13 protein-coding genes and 1 tRNA gene are annotated in these 17,179 nt (G+C 66.0%); 13 read left to right on the forward strand and 1 reads right to left on the reverse strand.

Going from position 1 to position 17,179, the window contains the following annotated elements; genetic code table 11:
- Positions 1–73: 73 nt before the first annotated feature.
- The gene (locus tag OP79_RS09710; protein WP_033319611.1) at positions 74–1,300 is read right to left on the reverse strand and encodes a pyridoxal phosphate-dependent aminotransferase; all 1,227 of its coding nucleotides are present in this window, start codon (positions 1,298–1,300) and stop codon (positions 74–76) included.
- Between the two features lie 203 nt (positions 1,301–1,503).
- Between OP79_RS09710 and OP79_RS09715 the strand changes: the two genes are divergently transcribed.
- The 13 genes from OP79_RS09715 (at position 1,504) to OP79_RS09770 (ending at position 17,103) form a co-directional block, all read left to right on the forward strand.
- A tRNA-Trp gene (locus tag OP79_RS09715) sits at positions 1,504–1,576 on the forward strand.
- A 108-nt stretch (positions 1,577–1,684) separates the two neighbouring features.
- Entirely contained in the window at positions 1,685–1,972 is a 288-nt protein-coding gene (gene secE, locus OP79_RS09720; RefSeq protein ID WP_033319612.1) for a preprotein translocase subunit SecE, read from the forward strand.
- Positions 1,973–2,050: 78 nt separating this feature from the next.
- Entirely contained in the window at positions 2,051–2,920 is an 870-nt protein-coding gene (gene nusG, locus OP79_RS09725; RefSeq protein WP_033319613.1) for a transcription termination/antitermination protein NusG, read from the forward strand.
- 168 nt (positions 2,921–3,088) lie between these two features.
- The gene (rplK, locus tag OP79_RS09730; protein WP_033319614.1) at positions 3,089–3,523 is read left to right on the forward strand and encodes a 50S ribosomal protein L11; all 435 of its coding nucleotides are present in this window, start codon (positions 3,089–3,091) and stop codon (positions 3,521–3,523) included.
- Positions 3,524–3,627: 104 nt separating this feature from the next.
- The gene (rplA, locus tag OP79_RS09735; RefSeq protein WP_033319615.1) at positions 3,628–4,353 is read left to right on the forward strand and encodes a 50S ribosomal protein L1; all 726 of its coding nucleotides are present in this window, start codon (positions 3,628–3,630) and stop codon (positions 4,351–4,353) included.
- 282 nt (positions 4,354–4,635) lie between these two features.
- Positions 4,636–4,770: a hypothetical protein gene (locus OP79_RS58240; RefSeq protein WP_342669512.1), complete on the forward strand. Its 135-nt coding sequence runs from the start codon at positions 4,636–4,638 to the stop codon at positions 4,768–4,770.
- A gap of 601 nt (positions 4,771–5,371) precedes the next feature.
- Positions 5,372–5,899 carry a 50S ribosomal protein L10 gene (gene rplJ, locus OP79_RS09740; protein ID WP_033319616.1) on the forward strand — a complete coding sequence of 176 codons (528 nt, stop codon included), beginning with the start codon at positions 5,372–5,374 and terminating at the stop codon, positions 5,897–5,899.
- A 125-nt stretch (positions 5,900–6,024) separates the two neighbouring features.
- Positions 6,025–6,408 (forward strand): 50S ribosomal protein L7/L12, encoded by a 384-nt coding sequence (gene rplL / locus OP79_RS09745; protein ID WP_033319617.1) that lies wholly within the window; start codon positions 6,025–6,027, stop codon positions 6,406–6,408.
- A gap of 632 nt (positions 6,409–7,040) precedes the next feature.
- Positions 7,041–10,529 carry a DNA-directed RNA polymerase subunit beta gene (gene rpoB / locus OP79_RS09750; RefSeq protein WP_033319618.1) on the forward strand — a complete coding sequence of 1,163 codons (3,489 nt, stop codon included), beginning with the start codon at positions 7,041–7,043 and terminating at the stop codon, positions 10,527–10,529.
- 97 nt (positions 10,530–10,626) lie between these two features.
- Positions 10,627–14,526, forward strand: coding sequence for a DNA-directed RNA polymerase subunit beta' (locus OP79_RS09755; RefSeq protein WP_033319619.1), 3,900 nt, complete (start codon positions 10,627–10,629; stop codon positions 14,524–14,526).
- Positions 14,527–14,686: 160 nt separating this feature from the next.
- Positions 14,687–15,232 carry a DUF1707 and DUF4190 domain-containing protein gene (locus tag OP79_RS09760; RefSeq protein ID WP_245685264.1) on the forward strand — a complete coding sequence of 182 codons (546 nt, stop codon included), beginning with the start codon at positions 14,687–14,689 and terminating at the stop codon, positions 15,230–15,232.
- Positions 15,233–15,466: 234 nt separating this feature from the next.
- Positions 15,467–15,898: an IS200/IS605 family transposase gene (gene tnpA / locus OP79_RS09765; RefSeq protein ID WP_033319620.1), complete on the forward strand. Its 432-nt coding sequence runs from the start codon at positions 15,467–15,469 to the stop codon at positions 15,896–15,898.
- The gene (locus OP79_RS09770; protein ID WP_033319621.1) at positions 15,895–17,103 is read left to right on the forward strand and encodes an RNA-guided endonuclease InsQ/TnpB family protein; all 1,209 of its coding nucleotides are present in this window, start codon (positions 15,895–15,897) and stop codon (positions 17,101–17,103) included. Before tnpA ends, OP79_RS09770 begins: the two co-directional genes overlap by 4 nt.
- Positions 17,104–17,179 lie beyond the last annotated feature (76 nt).

The raw sequence follows: 17,179 nt of genomic DNA on the forward strand, positions 1-17,179 counted from the left end.
GTGGTCTTGCTCGCACAAACGACAGAGGACCACCGCCCCGGAACGTTCCGGGGCGGTGGTCCTCCGCGAGACCTCAGGCCCGTGCCTCCGCCAGCAGCTTCTGCATCCGGGAGACACCCTCGACGAGGTCCTCGTCCCCGAGGGCGTACGACAGCCGCAGGTAACCCGGAGTGCCGAAGGCCTCGCCCGGAACGACCGCGACCTCGACCTCCTCCAGGATCAGGGCGGCCAGCTCGACCGTGTCCTTCGGACGCTTGCCGCGGATCTCCTTGCCGATGAGGGCCTTCACGGAGGGGTACGCGTAGAAGGCGCCCTCGGGCTCGGGGCAGACGACGCCGTCGATCTCGTTCAGCATCCGCACGATGGTCTTGCGGCGCCGGTCGAAGGCCTCACGCATCTTGGCGACGGCCTCCAGATCGCCCGAGACGGCGGCGAGCGCGGCGATCTGCGCCACGTTCGACACATTGGAGGTGGCGTGCGACTGGAGGTTCGTCGCGGCCTTGACCACATCCTTCGGGCCGATGATCCAGCCGACGCGCCAACCCGTCATCGCGTACGTCTTCGCCACACCGTTGACCACGACGCACTTGTCACGCAGCTCGGGCAGGAGGGCCGGCAGCGACACGGAGGCCGCGTCTCCGTAGACGAGGTGCTCATAGATCTCGTCCGTCATCACCCACAGGCCGTGCTCGACGGCCCAGCGGCCGATGGCCTCGGTGTCGGCCAGGTTGTAGACGGCGCCGGTCGGGTTGGACGGGGACACGAAGAGGACGACCTTGGTCTTCTCCGTACGGGCCGCCTCCAGCTGCTCGACCGAGACGCGGTAGCCGGTGGTCTCGTCGGCGACGACCTCGACCGGGACGCCGCCGGCGAGGCGGATCGACTCCGGGTACGTCGTCCAGTACGGAGCCGGAACGATCACCTCGTCACCCGGGTCGAGGATCGCGGCGAACGCCTCGTAGATGGCCTGCTTGCCGCCGTTGGTCACCAGGATCTGCGAGACCTCGGGTTCGTAGCCGGAGTCGCGCAGCGTCTTGGCGGCGATCGCGGCCTTCAGCTCGGGAAGGCCACCGGCCGGCGTGTAGCGGTGGTACTTCGGGTTCTTGCACGCCTCGACGGCGGCCTCGACGATGTAGTCCGGCGTCGGGAAGTCGGGCTCACCGGCGCCGAAGCCGATCACCGGACGTCCTGCGGCCTTCAGGGCCTTGGCCTTGGCGTCCACAGCGAGGGTGGCGGACTCGGAGATCGCACCGACTCGGGCGGAGACCCGGCGCTCGGTGGGAGGGGTTGCAGCGCTCATGGGCCCCATCGTTCCAGACCCGAAACGTCCACGGCACACGGGTTTCACAGACTGAGCGGGCTCCGCCAAGGCCCGTACGGGCGCTTTCTGTTCGACGACCGGCCGCCGACCACGTACACTCTCACCTCGTTGGCCTTCAGCGGCCGCACGCCCCGGGTGCACACCGAGCACCCGGACGGATGCGGTACGTTGAAGGGAAACAAAGGGTCGTAGCTCAATTGGTAGAGCACTGGTCTCCAAAACCAGCGGTTGGGGGTTCAAGTCCCTCCGGCCCTGCTACACACTCCTTCGTCAGGATGTGTGCGCATGTACGTACTGCAATGCACCCGCCGTGCGGCTCGACCGGGCGCGGCACGGCCACGACCCGGAATCAGGTGAGGACGAGTGACGGACGCCGTGGGCTCCATCGACATGCCTGATGCCCAGGATGAGGTGCCGGAGTCCAAGAAGAAGGGCCGCAAGGGCGGCAAGCGCGCCAAGAAAGGCCCGCTGAGGCGTCTCGCCCTCTTCTACCGCCAGATCGTCGCGGAACTCCGCAAGGTCGTCTGGCCGACTCGCAGTCAGCTGACGACATACACCACTGTGGTGATCGTCTTTGTTGTCGTCATGATCGGTCTGGTGACTGTGATTGACTTTGGACTCGACAAGGCGGCCAAGTACGTCTTCGGCTGAGCCAAGCGCGAAGGGCGCCGTACCCGGCGCCCCCTTTCGCGTGTTCCACCCCCATGTATCCAGGAAGAAGCAGCCACCGTGTCTGACCCGAACCTGAACGACGCCATCGAGTCGGCGGAGTCCGTTGAGGACGAGCTCGACATCGTCGAGGCTGCGGATGCTGAGAAGAACGTCGAGAACGCCGACGACGTCGAGAACACTGAGAACACCGAAGACGCTGCCCTGACCGAGGCTGCCGAGGACGCGTCGGACGAGGACGCGGCCGTCGCCGAGGAAGCCACGGAAGAAGTCCCGGAGGAAGCCGAGGCAGCGGAGGAAGAGGCTGAGCCGGTCGACCCGGTCACCGCCCTCCGCGAGGAGCTTCGTGGGCTGCCCGGTGAGTGGTACGTCATCCACACCTACGCCGGTTACGAGAAGCGCGTGAAGGCCAACCTGGAGCAGCGCGCCGTCTCGCTGAACGTCGAGGACTTCATCTACCAGGCCGAGGTCCCCGAGGAAGAGATCGTCCAGATCAAGAACGGCGAGCGCAAGAACGTCCGGCAGAACAAACTGCCCGGTTACGTTCTCGTCCGCATGGATCTGACGAACGAGTCCTGGGGAGTCGTCCGCAACACGCCCGGTGTCACCGGCTTCGTGGGCAACGCCTACGACCCGTACCCGCTGACCCTGGACGAGATCGTCAAGATGCTCGCCCCGGAGGCCGAGGAGAAGGCCGCCCGGGAGGCCGCCGAGGCCGAGGGCAAGCCGGCTCCGAGCCGCAAGATGGAGGTCCAGGTGCTGGACTTCGAGGTCGGCGACTCGGTCACCGTCACCGACGGCCCGTTCGCGACGCTCCAGGCGACCATCAACGAGATCAACGCCGACTCGAAGAAGGTCAAGGGCCTCGTCGAGATCTTCGGGCGTGAGACGCCGGTCGAGCTGTCCTTCGACCAGATTCAGAAGAACTAGCTCCTCGGAGCCTTCTGGAACACCCAGTTTCGTCCAGGTCAGACCGGCTTTCACAGTTGGTCTGACCTGCTCGGTTTCAGGCTGTGCCACCTTGACCGTTATCGTGGTGCGGTTGCCTTCGCGGCAACATGACAGGCAAGACAGACAAGAAAAGGCAGAGGACCCGGAATGCCTCCCAAGAAGAAGAAGGTCACGGGGCTGATCAAGCTCCAGATCCAGGCCGGTGCCGCCAATCCGGCTCCGCCGGTCGGCCCGGCGCTGGGCCAGCACGGCGTCAACATCATGGAGTTCTGCAAGGCCTACAACGCCGCGACCGAGTCGCAGCGTGGCTCGGTGATCCCGGTGGAGATCACGGTCTACGACGACCGCTCCTTCACCTTCATCACCAAGACGCCGCCGGCCGCCAAGATGATCCTCAAGGCCGCGGGCGTGCAGAAGGGCTCCGGCGAGCCGCACAAGACCAAGGTCGCCAAGATCACCCAGGCGCAGGTCCGCGAGATCGCCACCACGAAGATGCCCGACCTGAACGCGAACGACCTGGACGCCGCGGCGAAGATCATCGCCGGCACCGCCCGTTCCATGGGCATCACGGTCGAGGGCTGACCTCCACCACCCGTAAGGCCTGTGCGGTGACAACCGCATCCGGGCACGTGGAAGGGCCTGCTCGGCCCGGACCACGACTCCTTTAGAAGACATCAGGAGCAGCAGTGAGCAAGCGCAGTAAGTCTCTCCGCGCTGCGGACGCCAAGATCGACCGGGAGAAGCTGTACGCCCCGCTCGAAGCCGTGCGTCTCGCCAAGGAGACCTCCACCACGAAGTTCGACGGCACCGTCGAGGTCGCCTTCCGCCTGGGTGTTGACCCGCGCAAGGCCGACCAGATGGTCCGTGGCACCGTGAACCTCCCGCACGGCACCGGTAAGACCGCCCGGGTCCTGGTCTTCGCGACCGGTGACCGTGCCGAGGCCGCGACCGCCGCGGGCGCCGACATCGTCGGCTCCGACGAACTGATCGACGAGGTGTCGAAGGGCCGTCTGGACTTCGACGCCGTCGTCGCCACCCCGGACCTCATGGGCAAGGTCGGCCGCCTCGGCCGGGTCCTCGGCCCGCGCGGTCTGATGCCGAACCCGAAGACCGGCACCGTGACCCCGGACGTGGCCAAGGCCGTGACCGAGATCAAGGGCGGCAAGATCGAGTTCCGCGTCGACAAGCACTCGAACCTGCACTTCATCATCGGCAAGGCGTCCTTCGACGACACCAAGCTGGTGGAGAACTACGGCGCCGCGCTGGAGGAGATCCTCCGTCTGAAGCCGTCCGCCGCGAAGGGCCGGTACATCAGGAAGGCCGCCCTCACCACCACGATGGGCCCCGGCATTCCGCTCGACCCGAACCGCACCCGCAACCTCCTCGTCGAGGAGGACCGGGCAGCCGTCTGAGTCCGACGCTCACCCGGCAGTCGCGTACGCGTTCTTGTCAGCGGGCCCCGCAACCTTTCGAGGTGCGGGGCCCGTCCCTTTGGTGGTTGTGGATTTCCTGAGCCGGGTGTCAGTGGCCTGCGTCAAGCGCTCCGCTGGAAGTGCGGTGATGAGGCTGCGGGCCGGTGGTGGCCGCGTTGGCGGGCCTGTAGCGGCTCGGACTCCGGCCAGGGCTCGGGGGACGGCGACAAGGCGGCCGGCAAGGGCGCGGCCCGTGTCAGCCCGATGGCGGCCCTGCGTTCCGTGGAGACGACCACCGACAAGGCCGACTCCGCCAAGGTGGGCGATCAGTTCGCCGCGCAGTCGGGTGGCAAGCACTGGATCAAGTACGTGTACGACGATCTTGCGGGCCTCGCGGGTGGCTCGGGGCGTATCTGAAGGATCAGATGCAGAACACCACGTACTACTCGGGGACGGTGGACGTCGCGGATCTCGCGGTGCGGAACTCGAGTCTCAGCGAGGATCAACTGGCTGACCTGAAGCGGAAGTTGGGGTGGGCCGCTGTCCTCCACGGCGTACTGCAGCGACTACGGGGTGGAGGTCTCCGCGGAGGAGCCGCCGGCTGCCGACACCACGGACTTCAAGGGCCTGGTGGAGACTCAGCCGACGGCGTGAACGCTCCGCAAGGGTCGCTGGGGGTGCAGGCGTCCCGTTCGCCAGACGGCGGATTTGCTTGACGCTCGGCCGGTCGCGTACTCTTCCCCGGAAGCCAAAGACCGCTGGTCGTTGCCGTGTGCTCGTACGAGGACACGGTGGCCGAAGGATCCGCTGAACTGCGGACGGCCCGCGCAGGTGACTGTGGAAGAGCTCCCGTGTCCGCAAGGACGTCCGGTCGAGTTCACGCCCCGTGCGCCTGCGCCGGGGCGTTTCGTTTTGAAGACGAGCCCCTTCTTCGCGTGCCTGATTCAGGCGGTCCGGCGACGTGCGGCTGATCGAGAGGTCAGTCGAGGATCATCACCCCGGAAGGAGGCCGAGGCTCATGGCGACGTCCGACAAGGTCGCAGCCGTTGAAGAGATCACGACGAAGCTGCGTGACTCCAACGCCGCTGTCGTCACTTCGTACACCGGACTGACCGTGGCGCAGCTCCAGGAGCTCCGCCGTTCTCTCGGCGAGAACGCTCAGTACCGAGTGGTGAAGAACACGCTGACCCAGATCGCGGCCAAGCAGGCCGGGGTCGAGCTGGACGAGCACCTCGAGGGCTCGACCGCTGTTGCCTTCGTGACCGGTGACCCGGTCGTGGCGGCGAAGGGTCTGCGCGACTTCGCCAAGAACAACCCCTCTCTCGTCATCAAGGGCGGTGTCCTTGAGGGCAAGGCGTTGTCCGCCGACGAGATCAAGAAGCTTGCGGACCTCGAGTCCCGCGAGGTTCTGCTCGCCAAGCTGGCAGGTGCCATGAAGGCCAAGCCGTCCCAGGCTGCCGCGGTCTTCCAGGCGCTTCCCTCGAAGTTCGTCCGCACCGCGGAGGCGCTTCGTGCCAAGAAGGCCGAGCAGGGCGGTGCCGAGTAATTCGGCTCGCACATTGACCGCGGTCTCAAGGCAGCAGTCCTGAGGCGACGGTCGAAGCGGGCCCAACGTACGCCCGCCGACATGTACATCCGGCACCAGCCGATTTAGTGGAAGGATCGCCCATCATGGCGAAGCTCAGCCAGGAAGACCTGCTCGCGCAGTTCGAGGAGATGACCCTCATCGAGCTCTCCGAGTTCGTGAAGGCGTTCGAGGACAAGTTCGACGTCACCGCTGCCGCCCCGGCCGCCGTCGCCGTCCCGGGCGGCCCGGCCGCCCCGGTCGAGGCCGAGCCCGAGCAGGACGAGTTCGACGTCGTCCTCACCGGCGCCGGCGACAAGAAGATCCAGGTCATCAAGGTCGTGCGTGAGCTGACCTCCCTGGGTCTGAAGGAGGCCAAGGACCTCGTGGACGGCGCCCCGAAGGCCGTCCTCGAGAAGGTCGCCAAGGAGGCCGCTGACAAGGCCGCCGAGTCCCTCAAGGGCGCCGGCGCCTCCGTCGAGGTCAAGTAAGTCTCCGTGTGCGGCTACGGCCGCGCGGCGACTTCCGTGACCCACGGCTCTCCCGTAGGGCTGTAACGCGGACGCACTGAAGAGCGATCACCCAGTTGGGTGGTCGCTCTTCGGCGTTCGAGGGGGTGCCGTGGCGGCTGCCTTGCGCTGTAGGTCGCGGTGGGTAGGGTGATCTTCGTAGTGCCTCCCGCCGCCCCGGTGACGGGCAGCAGACCGGGCTGCAAGTGACGATGGCAGCATCCGGTTTGGGCATGGGGGGCCTTGACGAACCGCACGCAGCGCGCAATTCTCAGGACGCGTCGTCACAACGATCCGCATCCGAGGCATGGATCGACGGCGAAGAGGGAAGTATCGATGTGCATTGAGGGCGTGGCTTGCAGCAGGGGTTGAGAACAACGAGGGTCTTCAAAAACCCGCACTGGACATCAGTGGGCCTAGTGGCTACACTGACCCTTTGCGCTGCCTGTTAGCTGCCTCCTGCCCGTCACCAGGGGCATGCCCTCGCTTGAGCACTGTGGATTGAAACGGTTCTGACCTGGCCTTCTTCGGCTGATTCGGGAAACGTCTGTCTCTGTGCCCGGCTTGGGACCGGTACGCGCGTAGTGAGTCCGAGCCCTCGGAAGGACCCCCTCTTGGCCGCCTCGCGCACTGCCTCGACCGCGAATACGAACAACGGCGCCAGCACCGCCCCGCTGCGCATCTCCTTTGCAAAGATCAAGGAGCCCCTCGAGGTTCCGAACCTTCTTGCGCTGCAGACCGAGAGCTTCGACTGGCTGCTCGGTAACGACGCGTGGAAGGCTCGTGTCGAGGCGGCTCTGGACAGTGGACAGGACGTCCCCACCAAGTCCGGCCTGGAGGAGATCTTCGAGGAGATCTCTCCGATTGAGGACTTCTCCGGGTCGATGTCGCTGACCTTCCGCGACCACCGTTTCGAGCCTCCGAAGAACTCCATCGACGAGTGCAAGGAGCGCGACTTCACGTACGCCGCCCCACTCTTCGTCACCGCCGAGTTCACCAACAACGAGACCGGCGAGATCAAGTCCCAGACCGTCTTCATGGGCGACTTCCCGCTCATGACCGGCAAGGGCACCTTCGTCATCAACGGCACCGAGCGTGTCGTGGTGTCGCAGCTGGTCCGTTCGCCGGGTGTCTACTTCGACTCCTCCATCGACAAGACGTCCGACAAGGACATCTTCTCCGCGAAGGTCATCCCGTCCCGGGGTGCCTGGCTGGAGATGGAGATCGACAAGCGCGACATGGTCGGTGTGCGCATCGACCGCAAGCGCAAGCAGTCCGTGACCGTTCTGCTCAAGGCTCTCGGTTGGACGACCGAGCAGATCCTCGAGGAGTTCGGCGAGTACGAGTCCATGCGCGCCACCCTGGAGAAGGACCACACCCAGGGCCAGGACGACGCACTGCTCGACATCTACCGCAAGCTGCGTCCGGGCGAGCCCCCGACCCGTGAGGCCGCGCAGACGCTGCTCGAGAACCTCTACTTCAACCCGAAGCGTTACGACCTCGCCAAGGTCGGCCGCTACAAGGTCAACAAGAAGCTGGGCGGCGACGCCCCGCTGGACGCCGGGATCCTGACCGTCGAGGACATCATCTCGACGATCAAGTACCTGGTGAAGCTGCATGCCGGTGAGACCGAGACCGTCATGGGTGAAAACGGCGCGTCGATCGTCGTCGAGACCGACGACATCGACCACTTCGGCAACCGTCGTCTGCGTAACGTCGGCGAGCTCATCCAGAACCAGGTCCGTACGGGTCTGGCGCGTATGGAGCGCGTTGTCCGTGAGCGCATGACGACTCAGGACGTCGAGGCGATCACGCCGCAGACACTGATCAACATCCGGCCGGTCGTCGCCTCCATCAAGGAGTTCTTCGGCACCAGCCAGCTGTCGCAGTTCATGGACCAGAACAACCCGCTGTCGGGTCTCACCCACAAGCGCCGTCTGTCGGCTCTTGGCCCGGGTGGTCTCTCCCGTGAGCGGGCCGGCTTCGAGGTCCGTGACGTGCACCCCTCGCACTACGGCCGCATGTGCCCGATCGAGACCCCGGAAGGCCCGAACATCGGCCTGATCGGCTCGCTCGCCTCGTACGGCCGGGTCAACGCGTTCGGCTTCGTCGAGACGCCGTACCGCCGGGTCACCGACGGTTTCGTCACCGACGAGGTCGACTACCTGACCGCCGACGAGGAGGACCGCTTCGTCATCGCGCAGGCCAACGCGCCGCTGTCGGACGACATGCGGTTCGAGGAGTCCCGCGTGCTGGTTCGCCGCCGTGGTGGCGAGGTCGACTACGTCCCCGGTGACGACGTCGACTACATGGACGTCTCCCCGCGCCAGATGGTGTCGGTCGCGACCGCCATGATCCCGTTCCTCGAGCACGACGACGCCAACCGTGCCCTCATGGGCGCGAACATGATGCGTCAGGCCGTGCCGCTGATCACCGCCGAGGCCCCCCTCGTCGGTACGGGCATGGAGTACCGCTGCGCCGTCGACGCCGGTGACGTCATCAAGGCCGAGAAGGCGGGTGTGGTCCAGGAGGTCTCCGCGGACTACGTCACCGTCGCCAACGACGACGGCACGTACACCACGTACCGCGTCGCGAAGTTCTCCCGCTCCAACCAGGGAACCTCGGTCAACCAGAAGGTCATCGTCCACGAGGGCGACCGGGTCGTCGAGCACCAGGTGCTCGCCGACGGACCGGCCACCCAGGAAGGCGAGATGGCGCTGGGCAAGAACCTGCTCGTCGCCTTCATGCCCTGGGAGGGCCACAACTACGAGGACGCGATCATCCTGTCGCAGCGCCTCGTGCAGGACGACGTCCTCTCCTCGATCCACATCGAGGAGCACGAGGTCGACGCCCGTGACACCAAGCTGGGCCCCGAGGAGATCACCCGGGACATCCCGAACGTCTCCGAGGAGGTCCTCGCCGACCTCGACGAGCGCGGCATCATCCGTATCGGTGCCGAGGTCGTCGCCGGCGACATCCTCGTCGGCAAGGTCACGCCCAAGGGCGAGACCGAGCTGACGCCGGAGGAGCGCCTGCTCCGTGCGATCTTCGGTGAGAAGGCGCGCGAAGTGCGCGACACCTCGCTGAAGGTGCCGCACGGCGAGATCGGCAAGGTCATCGGCGTCCGCGTCTTCGACCGCGAGGAGGGCGACGAGCTTCCCCCCGGTGTGAACCAGCTGGTGCGCGTGTACGTGGCGCAGAAGCGCAAGATCACCGACGGTGACAAGCTCGCCGGCCGTCACGGCAACAAGGGCGTCATCTCGAAGATCCTGCCGATCGAGGACATGCCGTTCCTGGAGGACGGCACCCCGGTCGACATCATCCTCAACCCGCTGGGTGTGCCGTCCCGAATGAACCCGGGACAGGTACTGGAGATCCACCTCGGCTGGCTCGCCAGCCAGGGCTGGGACGTCTCCGGACTCGGCGACGAGTGGGCGCAGCGCCTCCAGGTCATCGGCGCCGACCAGGTCGACCCGCGTACGAACGTGGCGACCCCGGTCTTCGACGGTGCCCGCGAGGACGAGCTGGCCGGTCTGCTGGAGCACACCGTCCCGAACCGCGACGGCGACCGCATGGTCCTCCCGTCCGGCAAGGCGCGACTGTTCGACGGCCGCTCCGGCGAACCGTTCCCGGAGCCGATCTCGATCGGCTACATGTACATCCTCAAGCTGCACCACCTGGTCGACGACAAGCTCCACGCCCGCTCGACCGGTCCGTACTCGATGATCACCCAGCAGCCGCTGGGTGGTAAGGCCCAGTTCGGTGGCCAGCGGTTCGGCGAGATGGAGGTGTGGGCGCTGGAGGCTTATGGCGCCGCGTACGCCCTCCAGGAGCTGCTGACCATCAAGTCCGACGACGTCACCGGCCGCGTGAAGGTCTACGAGGCCATCGTCAAGGGCGAGAACATCCCCGAGCCCGGCATCCCCGAGTCCTTCAAGGTGCTCATCAAGGAGATGCAGTCGCTCTGCCTCAACGTGGAGGTGCTGTCCTCGGACGGTATGTCCATCGAGATGCGCGACACGGACGAGGACGTCTTCCGCGCCGCGGAGGAGCTCGGTATCGACCTGTCCCGGCGCGAGCCGAGCAGCGTCGAAGAGGTCTGACGGGTCTGGCCGGGGCTCCCTGAACAAGAGCCCCGGCTAACCCCGGACCCCAGTCAGACCAGTGAAGAATCGACCCCGAAAGAGGGATTGACGACCAGTGCTCGACGTCAACTTCTTCGACGAGCTGCGGATCGGCCTTGCTACCGCTGACGACATTCGTCAGTGGTCCCACGGTGAGGTCAAGAAGCCGGAGACCATCAACTACCGCACCCTCAAGCCCGAAAAGGACGGACTCTTCTGCGAGAAGATCTTCGGTCCGACCAGGGACTGGGAGTGCTACTGCGGCAAGTACAAGCGCGTCCGCTTCAAGGGCATCATCTGCGAGCGCTGCGGTGTCGAGGTCACTCGCGCCAAGGTGCGTCGTGAGCGGATGGGCCACATCGAACTGGCCGCGCCCGTCACCCACATCTGGTACTTCAAGGGCGTTCCGTCGAGGCTCGGCTACCTCCTCGACCTCGCCCCGAAGGACCTCGAGAAGGTCATCTACTTTGCCGCGTACATGATTACGTACGTGGACGAGGAGCGCCGTACGCGCGATCTGCCCTCCCTGGAGGCGCATGTCTCCGTGGAGCGTCAGCAGGTCGAGAACCGTCGCGACGCCGACCTCGAGGCCCGCGCCAAGAAGCTCGAGACCGACCTGGCCGAGCTCGAGGCCGAGGGCGCCAAGGCCGACGTACGCCGCAAGGTGCGCGAAGGCGCCGAGCGGGAGATGAAGCAGCTGCGTGACCGTGCGCAGCGCGAGATCGACCGTCTCGACGAGGTGTGGACGCGCTTCAAGAACCTCAAGGTCCAGGACCTGGAGGGCGACGAGCTCCTCTACCGCGAGCTGCGTGACCGCTTCGGCACGTACTTCGACGGTTCGATGGGTGCGGCTGCTCTGCAGAAGCGCCTGGAGTCCTTCGACCTCGACGAGGAGGCCGAGCGCCTCCGCGAGATCATCCGTACCGGCAAGGGCCAGAAGAAGACCCGTGCACTGAAGCGGCTGAAGGTCGTGTCTGCCTTCCTGCAGACCTCCAACAGCCCCAAGGGCATGGTCCTCGACTGCGTCCCGGTCATCCCGCCGGACCTTCGCCCGATGGTGCAGCTGGACGGTGGCCGCTTCGCGACCTCCGACCTGAACGACCTGTACCGCCGTGTGATCAACCGCAACAACCGTCTGAAGAGGCTTCTCGACCTCGGCGCGCCCGAGATCATCGTCAACAACGAGAAGCGCATGCTTCAGGAGGCCGTTGACGCTCTCTTCGACAACGGTCGTCGTGGTCGCCCGGTGACCGGTCCCGGTAACCGCCCCCTGAAGTCCCTCAGCGACATGCTGAAGGGCAAGCAGGGTCGCTTCCGGCAGAACCTGCTCGGTAAGCGAGTCGACTACTCGGCGCGTTCCGTGATCGTCGTCGGTCCGCAGCTGAAGCTGCACCAGTGCGGTCTGCCGAAGGCGATGGCGCTGGAGCTCTTCAAGCCGTTCGTGATGAAGCGCCTGGTGGACCTGAACCACGCGCAGAACATCAAGAGCGCGAAGCGCATGGTGGAGCGCGGCCGTACGGTCGTGTACGACGTCCTCGAAGAGGTCATCGCCGAGCACCCGGTTCTGCTGAACCGTGCTCCCACCCTGCACCGCCTCGGCATCCAGGCCTTCGAGCCGCAGCTGGTCGAGGGCAAGGCCATCCAGATCCACCCGCTCGTCTGCACCGCGTTCAACGCGGACTTCGACGGTGACCAGATGGCCGTGCACCTGCCGCTGTCCGCGGAGGCGCAGGCCGAGGCCCGCATCCTGATGCTGTCCTCGAACAACATCCTCAAGCCCGCCGACGGCCGTCCGGTGACGATGCCGACCCAGGACATGGTCCTCGGTCTGTTCTTCCTCACCACCGACGGCGAGCTGCGGGACGTCAAGGGCGAGGGCCGGTCCTTCGGCTCCGCGGCCGAGGCGATCATGGCGTTCGACGCGGGCGAGCTCTCGCTCCAGTCGAGGGTCGACATCCGCTTCCCCGTCGGCACCATCCCGCCCCGTGGCTGGACTCCGCCGGCGCGGGAAGAGGGCGAGCCGGAGTGGCAGCAGGGTGACACCTTCCGCCTGAAGACGACCTTGGGCCGCGCGCTCTTCAACGAGCTGCTGCCCGAGGACTACCCGTTCGTCGACTACGAGGTCGGCAAGAAGCAGCTCTCCGAGATCGTCAACGACCTCGCCGAGCGCTACCCCAAGGTCATCGTGGCGGCGACGCTCGACAACCTGAAGGCGGCCGGCTTCTACTGGGCGACCCGTTCCGGCGTCACCGTGGCCATCTCCGACATCGTCGTTCCCGAGGCGAAGAAGGAGCTCGTCAAGGGTTACGAGGCACAGGACGAGAAGGTCCAGAAGCAGTACGAGCGCGGTCTGATCACCAAGGACGAGCGCACGCAGGAGCTCATCGCGATCTGGACCAAGGCGACCAACGAGGTCGCCGAGGCGATGAACGCGAACTTCCCGAAGACCAACCCCATCTTCATGATGGTTGACTCGGGTGCCCGAGGAAACATGATGCAGATGCGTCAGATCGCCGGTATGCGCGGTCTGGTGTCGAACGCCAAGAACGAGACGATTCCGCGTCCCATCAAGGCGTCGTTCCGTGAGGGTCTGTCCGTGCTGGAGTACTTCATCTCCACGCACGGTGCCCGTAAGGGTCTGGCGGACACCGCTCTGCGTACCGCCGACTCGGGTTACCTCACCCGTCGTCTGGTCGACGTCTCGCAGGACGTCATCATCCGCGAGGAGGACTGCGGCACCGACCGTGGCCTCCGGCTGCAGATTGCGGACCGGGACGCGGCGGGCAACCTGGTCAAGGCGGACAACGTCGAGACGTCCGTGTACGCACGTGCGCTGGCCGAGGACATCGTCGCCGACGGCAAGGTGCTGGCACCCGCCAACACCGACCTGGGTGACGTCCTCATCGACGAGTTGGTGAAGCACGGCGTCTCGGAGGTCAAGACCCGTTCGGTCCTGACCTGTGAGTCCGCCGTCGGCACCTGCGCCATGTGCTACGGCCGTTCGCTGGCCACCGGCAAGCTGGTCGACATCGGTGAGGCGGTCGGCATCATCGCCGCCCAGTCCATCGGTGAGCCCGGCACGCAGCTGACGATGCGTACCTTCCACACCGGTGGTGTGGCCGGTGACGACATCACCCAGGGTCTGCCCCGTGTCGTCGAGCTCTTCGAGGCTCGTACGCCCAAGGGTGTCGCCCCGATCTCCGAGGCCTCCGGCCGCGTACGGATCGAGGAGACCGAGAAGACCAAGAAGCTAGTCGTGACCCCGGACGACGGCAGCGACGAGACGGCGTACCCGATCTCGAAGCGCGCCAAGCTCCAGGTGCGCGAGGGCGACCACGTCGAGGTGGGCCAGAAGCTCACCTACGGTGCCACCAACCCGCACGACGTGCTGCGCATCCTCGGTCAGCGGGCCGTTCAGGTCCACCTGGTCGGCGAGGTGCAGAAGGTCTACAACTCGCAGGGTGTGTCGATCCACGACAAGCACATCGAGATCATCATCCGGCAGATGCTGCGCCGGGTGACGATCATCGAGTCCGGCGACGCCGAACTGCTGCCCGGCGAGCTCGTGGAGCGCTCGAAGTTCGAGACCGAGAACCGTCGCGTGGTCCAGGAAGGCGGCCACCCGGCCTCCGGCCGTCCGCAGCTGATGGGTATCACCAAGGCCTCGCTGGCCACCGAGTCGTGGCTGTCGGCGGCGTCCTTCCAGGAGACGACCAGGGTCCTCACGGACGCGGCGATCAACGCCAAGTCCGACTCCCTGATCGGCCTCAAGGAGAACGTCATCATCGGTAAGCTCATCCCGGCCGGTACGGGCCTGTCCCGCTACCGCAACATCCGGGTCGAGCCGACCGAGGAGGCCAAGGCCGCGATGTACTCGGCCGTCGGCTACGACGACATCGACTACTCGCCGTTCGGCACGGGCTCCGGCCAGGCCGTTCCGCTGGAGGACTACGACTACGGTCCGTACAACCAGTAAGCGAGCAGCTTGAGTTGAAGGGCGGTCACCCCGGGTTCGGGGTGACCGCCCTTCGGCGTGCTGCGTGCTTCTACGGAAACGAAAAAGCGGGCCAGGGAACCGATGCCGATATTGGCGCGTTAGAGGATGATGGAGGCATTCAGCCCCGGGGGAGGTGTCCGTGTCGTACCCATCGCAGTGGCAGCCGTGGCAGGGCGGCAACAGCCCGCAGCCCTGGCAGGGCCAGAACGGCTCGTCGATGCTGGCTTCCCACGCCGACAGAGAGCGCGCAGTCGACGTGCTCAGAGCGGGCTTCGGCGAGGGACGCCTGCAGCAGGCCGAGCTCGAGAAGCGCATCGCAAGGGCCTACGAGGCCCGTACGGTCGGTGAGTTGGCCCTGCTCGTCGCCGACCTGCCACAGGGTCCCGTGCCCGTTCCCATGGCCGCCTCAGCGCCCGTGCCGCGGACCTTTATGCCCGCACAGCCGCCACCCACCAACGGCAAGGCCGTCGGCTCCATGGTCTGTGGTGTGCTCACCACGATGACCTTCGGTGTCACCGGCCTGCCCGCCGTGATCCTGGGGCACACGGCACGCACCGAGATACGCCGCACCGGCGAGAGCGGCGAGGGCTTCGCCATGGCCGGACTCATCCTCGGCTGGCTGTCCGTCGCGGGCTGGGGCCTGTTCCTGATGCTCATGATCGTGGCGGGAGCCTCGGGCGCCTGACGGTCGTGGAGCGGTCGGCCGAAGATCGTGCACACATAAATTCTTGGCATGTCCCGATCAGGAATGCCGGGGCGCTCCATCAAGGGTTCAGCAAGGGGTCGTTTGGCTCTAATCCGTGCAGGAATCGCTTGTCTCGACGGCTTTGACATCAGTTATCTCTACAGATCTGTGCTGTTGGCGTAGGTCATTCATTCGCAAGAGCCGCTAGACGTGTCGCGCGTGTATAATGATCACGTGGCTGTGACCAGGAAGGTTCGCCGATTCTCCGGCGGAATTTACGACCTCGGGCTCCATGTGGTGTGGTGCCCGAAGTACCGTCGTCCGGTCCTTGGCGGGCGGGTCGCGGAACGCCTGGAGGAACTGGTCCGGCAGAAGGCTGAAGAACGCGGGTGGGAGATCATCGCGCTCGAGGTGATGCCCGCCCACGTGCACCTCCTCGTCAAGCACGACCCGAAGTCGTCTGCCTCGTACGTGGCCAACCAGTTCAAGGGCTTCACCTCCCGCGTGCTGCGGTCGGAGTTCCCGCACCTGAAGTCGCGGATGCCTACTTTGTGGTCGTCGTCGTACTTCGCCGCATCAGTTGGCTCCGTCTCGGCGGCCACGGTGGAGAAGTACATCAACACCCAGGGGGAACGCCCTGGGAAGGGCACGGAGCTGCGCTCATGATGCGCGCCTACAAGTTCCTTATCCGTCCCACCGTCCGCCAGGAACAGGCGCTCGGCGAGATGCTGCGGGACCACTGCTCGCTCTACAACGGCGCCCTCCAGGAGCGGCGGGATGCCTTCCGGCACGCCTCGAAGACCACGATCCGGTACGGGGATCAGTCCGCTCAGCTGAAGGAGATCCGGGCGTTCGACCCGGAGCGTCAGGGCCGCTGGTCGTTCTCCTCGCAGCAGGCCACGCTCAGGCGGCTGGACAAGGCCTTCGCTGCGTTCTTCCGTCGCGTGAAGGCCAGTGGGAAGCCCGGTTACCCGCGGTTCAAGGGCGCCGGGCACTTCGACACTGTTCAGTTCCCCAAGGACGGCGACGGCTGCCGCTGGGACTCCACCCCGCACGACTCTCAGACCCGCGTACGCCTGCAAGGCGTCGGGCATGTCCGAGTACACCAGCACCGACCTGTAAAGGGCCGAGTCAAGACGATCAGCGTCAAGCGGGAAGGCCGACGCTGGTACGTCATCCTCGCCTGCGACGAGGTACCCGCCGAGCCGCTTCCTGCCACCGGGTCGATCGTCGGTATCGACATGGGCACGGTGCACTTCTTCACTGACTCCAACGGTGAGCACATCGAGAACCCGCGCTTCCTCCAGACGGTGGCGCAGGAGCTGGCGGCGGCTCAGCGGCATCTGGATACGTTCCCCAAGCGGACCCGGCGCCGCACGAAGAAGCACCGGGCTGCCGCCCGCAAGGTCGCGAAGATCCACGCGAAGATCCGGCGTCAGCGACTCGACCACCACCACAAGGCCGCGAACGAACTGATCCGCGCTCACGACGTGATCGCCCACGAGCGACTTAACACTGCGGGCATGAGCAAAGCACCCGTACCCAAGCCCGACCCGGACAACGACGGCGCGTTCCTGCCGAACGGCGCCGCCGCCAAGGCTGGGCTGAATCGCAGCATCCTGGATGCGGGTTGGGGGTTGTTCTTCGGAATCCTGGCGGACAAGGCTGAGAGCGCCGGTCGCCGAGTGATCCCGGTGGATGCCCGCAACACCTCCCGCGAGTGCCCCGAGTGCGGGCACACGAGCGTGGAGAACCGCACCACCCAAGCGAAGTTCCAGTGCACTGTGTGTGGTTTCACCGCTCACGCCGACCACGTCGGCGCACTGAACGTCCTCGACAGGGCCGGGCTGGTCCTCTGTGGCGCTGCTTAGTTCAGCGATACAGGAAGCCACGCGCTCATGCGTGGGCGGAGTCACTTGTTTTGACCGCAGCGCCGCGCGCCCGCCC

This window comes from Streptomyces yerevanensis, from assembly GCF_000716805.1.
GTDB lineage: Bacteria > Actinomycetota > Actinomycetes > Streptomycetales > Streptomycetaceae > Streptomyces > Streptomyces flaveus.

What these genes read in the sequence shown, in the direction of transcription:
- OP79_RS09710 (WP_033319611.1), bottom strand. Translation starts at nt 1,300, where the DNA reads ATGAGCGCTGCAACCCCTCCCACCGAGCGCCGGGTCTCCGCCCGAGTC.
- rplL (WP_033319617.1), top strand. Translation starts at nt 6,025, where the DNA reads ATGGCGAAGCTCAGCCAGGAAGACCTGCTCGCGCAGTTCGAGGAGATG.
- rplK (WP_033319614.1), top strand. Translation starts at nt 3,089, where the DNA reads ATGCCTCCCAAGAAGAAGAAGGTCACGGGGCTGATCAAGCTCCAGATC.
- OP79_RS09770 (WP_033319621.1), top strand. Translation starts at nt 15,895, where the DNA reads ATGATGCGCGCCTACAAGTTCCTTATCCGTCCCACCGTCCGCCAGGAA.
- rplJ (WP_033319616.1), top strand. Translation starts at nt 5,372, where the DNA reads ATGGCGACGTCCGACAAGGTCGCAGCCGTTGAAGAGATCACGACGAAG.